This is a genomic window from Mesorhizobium sp. M7A.F.Ca.US.014.04.1.1 (assembly GCF_003998745.1).
Classification (GTDB): domain Bacteria; phylum Pseudomonadota; class Alphaproteobacteria; order Rhizobiales; family Rhizobiaceae; genus Mesorhizobium; species Mesorhizobium ciceri.
On the sequence record NZ_RZRW01000143.1, the window covers coordinates 1 to 4,919 of the forward strand.

General features: G+C 62.8%; 4 protein-coding genes and 1 pseudogene. All 5 read left to right on the plus strand.

Annotation, left to right across the window (positions count from 1 at the left end):
- A pseudogene (locus EOA22_RS12335) lies at positions 1-227 on the plus strand (proton-conducting membrane transporter); the annotation flags it as partial.
- A 182-nt stretch (positions 228-409) separates the two neighbouring features.
- The gene (locus EOA22_RS12340) at positions 410-1,555 is read left to right on the plus strand and encodes an aminodeoxychorismate synthase component I (protein WP_063168943.1); all 1,146 of its coding nucleotides are present in this window, start codon (positions 410-412) and stop codon (positions 1,553-1,555) included.
- Positions 1,504-2,166 (plus strand): aminotransferase class IV family protein, encoded by a 663-nt coding sequence (locus tag EOA22_RS12345; RefSeq protein WP_063168944.1) that lies wholly within the window; start codon positions 1,504-1,506, stop codon positions 2,164-2,166. Before EOA22_RS12340 ends, EOA22_RS12345 begins: the two co-directional genes overlap by 52 nt.
- A 3-nt stretch (positions 2,167-2,169) precedes the next feature.
- Positions 2,170-3,105, plus strand: coding sequence for a DUF3445 domain-containing protein (locus EOA22_RS12350; protein ID WP_063168945.1), 936 nt, complete (start codon positions 2,170-2,172; stop codon positions 3,103-3,105).
- A 130-nt stretch (positions 3,106-3,235) separates the two neighbouring features.
- A complete protein-coding gene (locus EOA22_RS12355) occupies positions 3,236-4,681 on the plus strand; it encodes a homospermidine synthase (RefSeq protein ID WP_013529731.1) in 1,446 nt (481 codons plus the stop codon).
- The last annotated feature ends 238 nt before the right edge of the window (positions 4,682-4,919 follow it).

Genomic DNA, 4,919 nt, shown 5'->3' on the forward strand with positions numbered 1-4,919 from the left:
GTATCGGTCCGGTCAATGAGAAACTGCTCAAGGCACAAGGCGTCACCAGCTTCGCCCAGATCGCGTCCTGGACAGCGGCCGATATCAAACGGATCGAGGACGTCATGAATTTCGATGGCCGCATCGCGCGCGAACGCTGGATCGAGCAGGCCAAGCTGCTCGCCGCCGGCAACGAGAAGGAATTCGCCAAGCAGTTTCCAACAGCCGGAACCTCCAGCAACAGCTGATCGCCAGGCACGACCTGAAGATTGCAAGCGGCGGCGCCATATCGGCGTCGCCGTTTGCTCTTGGTTCCTGAGTTGGCCCAAAGGTCGGCTTTAAGAGGCAGCGTGCCGTTCCCTCGATTGCGCGCGGGCGGCACCCCATATAGAGCGGTTGATGGCTTCATTGACCGCAGCATTCGGTGCCCATGTCCCTGCCCGCCGCAATTTTTCGCAATGACAAAAGCGCGCGCCAGCTCGTTTTCGACCGGCCGGCCGATATCATCGTGGCGCACGATGCAGGCGATTTCGGGCCGGCTCTGGAAGCAGCACAAGCCGCGCATGATGCAGGCAAATGGCTTGCCGGCTATTTCTCGTATGAGGCGGGCTACCTGCTCGAACCCAAGCTCGTTCCCCTGCTGCCGAATGGACGCCGCGCCCCACTCGTGTGCCTTGGGGTTTTCGATGCCCCGGTCGAACAGGCGGTGCCGCCGCGCAATATGGCGGCGACCAATGGCCCGATCTTCGACGCCCGTGCGACGTGGTCGCCCGAGGATTATGAAAAACGCTTCTCGCGGCTGCACCAGCACATCCGGCAAGGTGATTGCTACCAGGGCAATCTGACCTTTCCCGTGCATGCGCAATGGTCAGGCGAGCCTCTGGCCGCGTTCGATGCGTTGACTGAACGTCAGCCGGTGAAATATGGCGCGCTGATCGCGCTCGGTGAACCCATCGTGCTGTCGCGCTCGCCTGAACTGTTCTTCGAGATCGACGCCGAGGGCATGATCGAGACGCATCCGATGAAGGGAACGGCGCCGCGCGGCGCCACCAAAGCCGAGGACGAACGGCAGAAGATCTTCCTGCGCAATGACGAGAAAAACCAGGCCGAAAACCGGATGATCGTCGATCTCCTGCGCAACGATATCTCGCTGATCAGCGAGGTGGGCACGCTGGACGTGCCGGCGCTGTTCCGCATCGAGACTTACCCGACCGTGCATCAGATGGTGAGCGACGTCAGGGCCAAACTGCTGCCGGGTCTCTCTATCCGCCAGATCTTTGCGGCGCTGTTTCCTTGCGGTTCGATCACCGGCGCGCCTAAGATCCGTGCCATGGAGATCCTGCGCGACCTGGAAGGCACGCCCCGCGATGCCTATTGCGGCGCCATAGGCTGGATCGCACCCGGCGGCCCGATGCGCTTTTCCGTGGCGATCCGCACCATCTCGCTCTTTTCGGGCGGCGAGGCCGTCTACAATGTCGGAGGCGGCGTCGTCTTCGATTCGACGGCGCAGGAGGAGTATCAGGAGTGTCTGCTGAAAGCGCGCTTCGCGACGGGAACACCGCCGACTTTCAGTTGATCGAGACCATGCGCTGGGAACCCGGCTCGGGCTTCCTGCGCTTCGATCGTCATCTTGCGCGCCTCTATGGCTCGGCGGCGGAACTCGGCTTCCGCTGTGATCCAGGCACGGTCGGCGAGGCGCTGAGCAGCGCGGTCGGCGGTTCCGGCGTTGCCACGCGCACGCGTCTCGTCCTGTCGCACGATGGCGAGGTGACGGCCTCTGCGCAGCCTTATGAACCGCTCGCCGCCGACAAAGTCTGGATGCTGCGGCTGGCGCGGACGAGGCTCGATTCGAACGACACGCTGCTGCGCCACAAGACCAGCCGGCGACAGCTTTACACGCGTGCCCGTGCCGAACACCTCATCACGCAGGCCGACGAGGTGCTTATGGCCAACGAGCGTGGCGAGATCTGTGAAGGCACGATCACCAATGTCTTTGCCGATGTCGGCGACGGCGTGCTGGCGACGCCCCGGCTCGATTGCGGCCTGCTGCCTGGCGTATTGCGCGCGCAGCTTCTGGATGAAGGCCGCGCCCGCGAAGCGATCTACAGCTTGGACGATCTGAAATCCGCCAAGTCCCTGTTCGTCGGCAATTCGCTGCGCGGACTGATCCCGGCAAGACTGACCTGAGACATGACGTCCCCAAAACATACGCTGCCCACCCACACGCCCTATGACGGCTCGTCGAAACTGTTCAGCATCGGGCTGAAGCCGCTCGACCCGGCGGCCTGGATCGAGGTCGACGGCCATCTGCTGCCGTATCTCGCCGAAAAGCACCGGCTCTATGCCGAAATCCCAGAGCGCGTTTTCGTCGAGGAGGACGGCACGCGCGACGCCCAGCAGGAAGTGCTCGACTTGCTCGCCGCGCATCTCCCGGAGAGGTTCCCCGAAACCCATCGGCTCGGCGGATCAGGCGTCGAGGTGGCGGGCGCGGCGAGCCGTCTGCCTGCTTCCCTCGCCGATGCGCCGCTGGCCAAAGCCTCACTGCTCGTCCAGGAAGACCTGATCCTGATGCGCAGCAGTGACAGCGGCTGGCGGCTGGTCGCCGGCTCGCTCTGCTTTCCCTCCTCCTGGTCGCTCCTGGAAAAGTTCGGCAAGCCGCTGCAGGACATCCACGCGCCGGTGCCGGGTTTCGGCCCGGGCACGCGTCCGGCGGAACTCATCAACCGGATGTTCGATGGCCTCCAGGGGCAGGCCGTCGAGCGCTACAACTGGTCGATCCAGGCCGACAACGCGCTCTACCATCCGCTCTCCGACCTGCAGCGCATCGACCGCGCCACCAACCGGCCGTCGCGCTTTCCCGATGGCGACATCGACGCCCATGCCTTCATTCGCGTCGAGCGGCAAACCCTACGCAAACTGCCTGTTTCACGCGATATCCTGTTCACCATCCGCATCCATCTCGATCCGCTCGCCGTGCTGGCCAGGCACCCTGATCGGGCGAAGCTCGCGGTGTCTTTCGCCGCCCAGCTCGAAGCACTCGATCTCGCCCAGCTCGACTACAAGGGCCTGACATCGGACCGTGATCGGCTGATGACGGTCCTTAACCACATGGCCAATGACGACTGATCGCTGGTTGGCGCTTTTCGCTGGTTTGTGACAATGATCTGTGATGTAGCGCATGGCCGCCGGGCAAAGATGCCCGGTTTTGTGTGTGCGTTTTCCCAGTTTCCTGGGCTTTGAAGGAGTGCTCGATAAAATGGCGAATGAAAACTGGCCCGTTTACGGTGAGATCAGCGGCCCTGTCGTGATGATCGGCTTCGGCTCGATCGGCCGGGGAACGCTGCCGCTGATCGAACGCCATTTCAAGTTCGACAAGTCGCGCATGACGGTTATCGATCCGCGCGACACCGACCGCAAGCTGCTCGACGAGCGCGGCATCACCTTCGTCCAGGAAGCGGTGACCGAGAAGAACTACAAGAAGCTCCTGACCCCGCTTCTGACCAATGGCGGCGGCCAGGGCTTTTGCATCAACCTGTCGGTTGATACCGGCTCGGTGGACCTGATGCGGCTCTGCCGCAAGCTCGGCGTGCTCTACATCGACACCGTCGTCGAGCCGTGGCTCGGCTTCTATTTCGACGCCAAGGCCGATAACGCCAGCCGCACCAATTACGCGCTGCGCGAGTCGCTGCTCAAGGAAAAGCACGACAAGCCCGGCGGCGCCACGGCGGTCTCCACCTGCGGCGCCAATCCAGGCATGGTCTCGTGGTTCGTCAAGCAGGCGTTGGTCAATCTCGCCACCGATCTTGGCCTGGAGTTCTCGGAGCCCGCGCAGGACGATCGCGAGGGCTGGGCCAAGCTGATGAAGAAGGCCGGCGTCAAGGGCATCCACATCGCCGAACGCGACACCCAGCGCACCAAGAAGCCGAAACCGATGGATGTGTTCTGGAACACATGGTCGGTCGAAGGCTTCATCTCCGAGGGCCTGCAGCCCGCGGAACTTGGCTGGGGCACACACGAGACATGGATGCCGAAGAACGCCAAGAAGCACAAGCACGGCTCGAAGGCAGCCATCTACCTGGAGCAGCCGGGCGCCAACACGCGCGTGCGCTCGTGGTGCCCGACGCCCGGCGCGCAATACGGCCTGCTGGTGACGCATAACGAGGCGATCTCTATCGCCGATTTCTTCACCGTGCGTTCGAAGAAGGGCAAGGTGCATTACCGCCCGACCTGCCACTATGCCTATCATCCCTGCAACGACGCGATGCTGTCGCTTGACGAGATGTTCGGCGCCGCCGGCAAGCCTCAGCCGGTGCATCATGTGCTCGACGAGAACGAGTTGATCGACGGCGTCGACGAACTCGGCGTGCTGCTCTACGGCCACGACAAGAATGCCTACTGGTACGGCTCGCAGCTGTCGCTCGCCGAGGCGCGCAAGCTGGCCCCCTACCAGAATGCCACCGGCATGCAGGTCACCTCGGCGGTGCTCTCGGGCATGGTCTGGGCGCTGGAGAATCCCGAGGCCGGCATCGTCGAAGCCGACGAGATGGACTACAGGCGGTGCCTGGAAGTGCAGTCCCAGTATCTCGGACCGGTCAAGGGCTACTACACCGACTGGACGCCGCTCGATAACCGTCCCGGCCTGTTCCCGGAAGACCTCGACCGGAACGACCCGTGGCAGTTCCGCAACATCCTTGTGCGATAGCAGCACCGCCCACCTGCCTCACTGCCTTGCAATCGCCCGGAAATCGGGCGATTGAAGGGATGCGGACCATAGCGATACGTATTCATCTGGACGCACGTCGCTCTGGAAACTTGGATGCACGCCTCGTGCTTGTCGAAAATCGATTTCCGATTTTTGGGCCGAAGCGAGAGGAGAGGATTTTCACATGATCATTGCGCGCAAAATTCTTTCGATGAGCGTGGCGGGTGCCCTTTCGGCG

What these genes read in the sequence shown, in the direction of transcription:
- EOA22_RS12340 (WP_063168943.1), top strand. Translation starts at nt 410, where the DNA reads ATGTCCCTGCCCGCCGCAATTTTTCGCAATGACAAAAGCGCGCGCCAG.
- EOA22_RS12350 (WP_063168945.1), top strand. Translation starts at nt 2,170, where the DNA reads ATGACGTCCCCAAAACATACGCTGCCCACCCACACGCCCTATGACGGC.
- EOA22_RS12355 (WP_013529731.1), top strand. Translation starts at nt 3,236, where the DNA reads ATGGCGAATGAAAACTGGCCCGTTTACGGTGAGATCAGCGGCCCTGTC.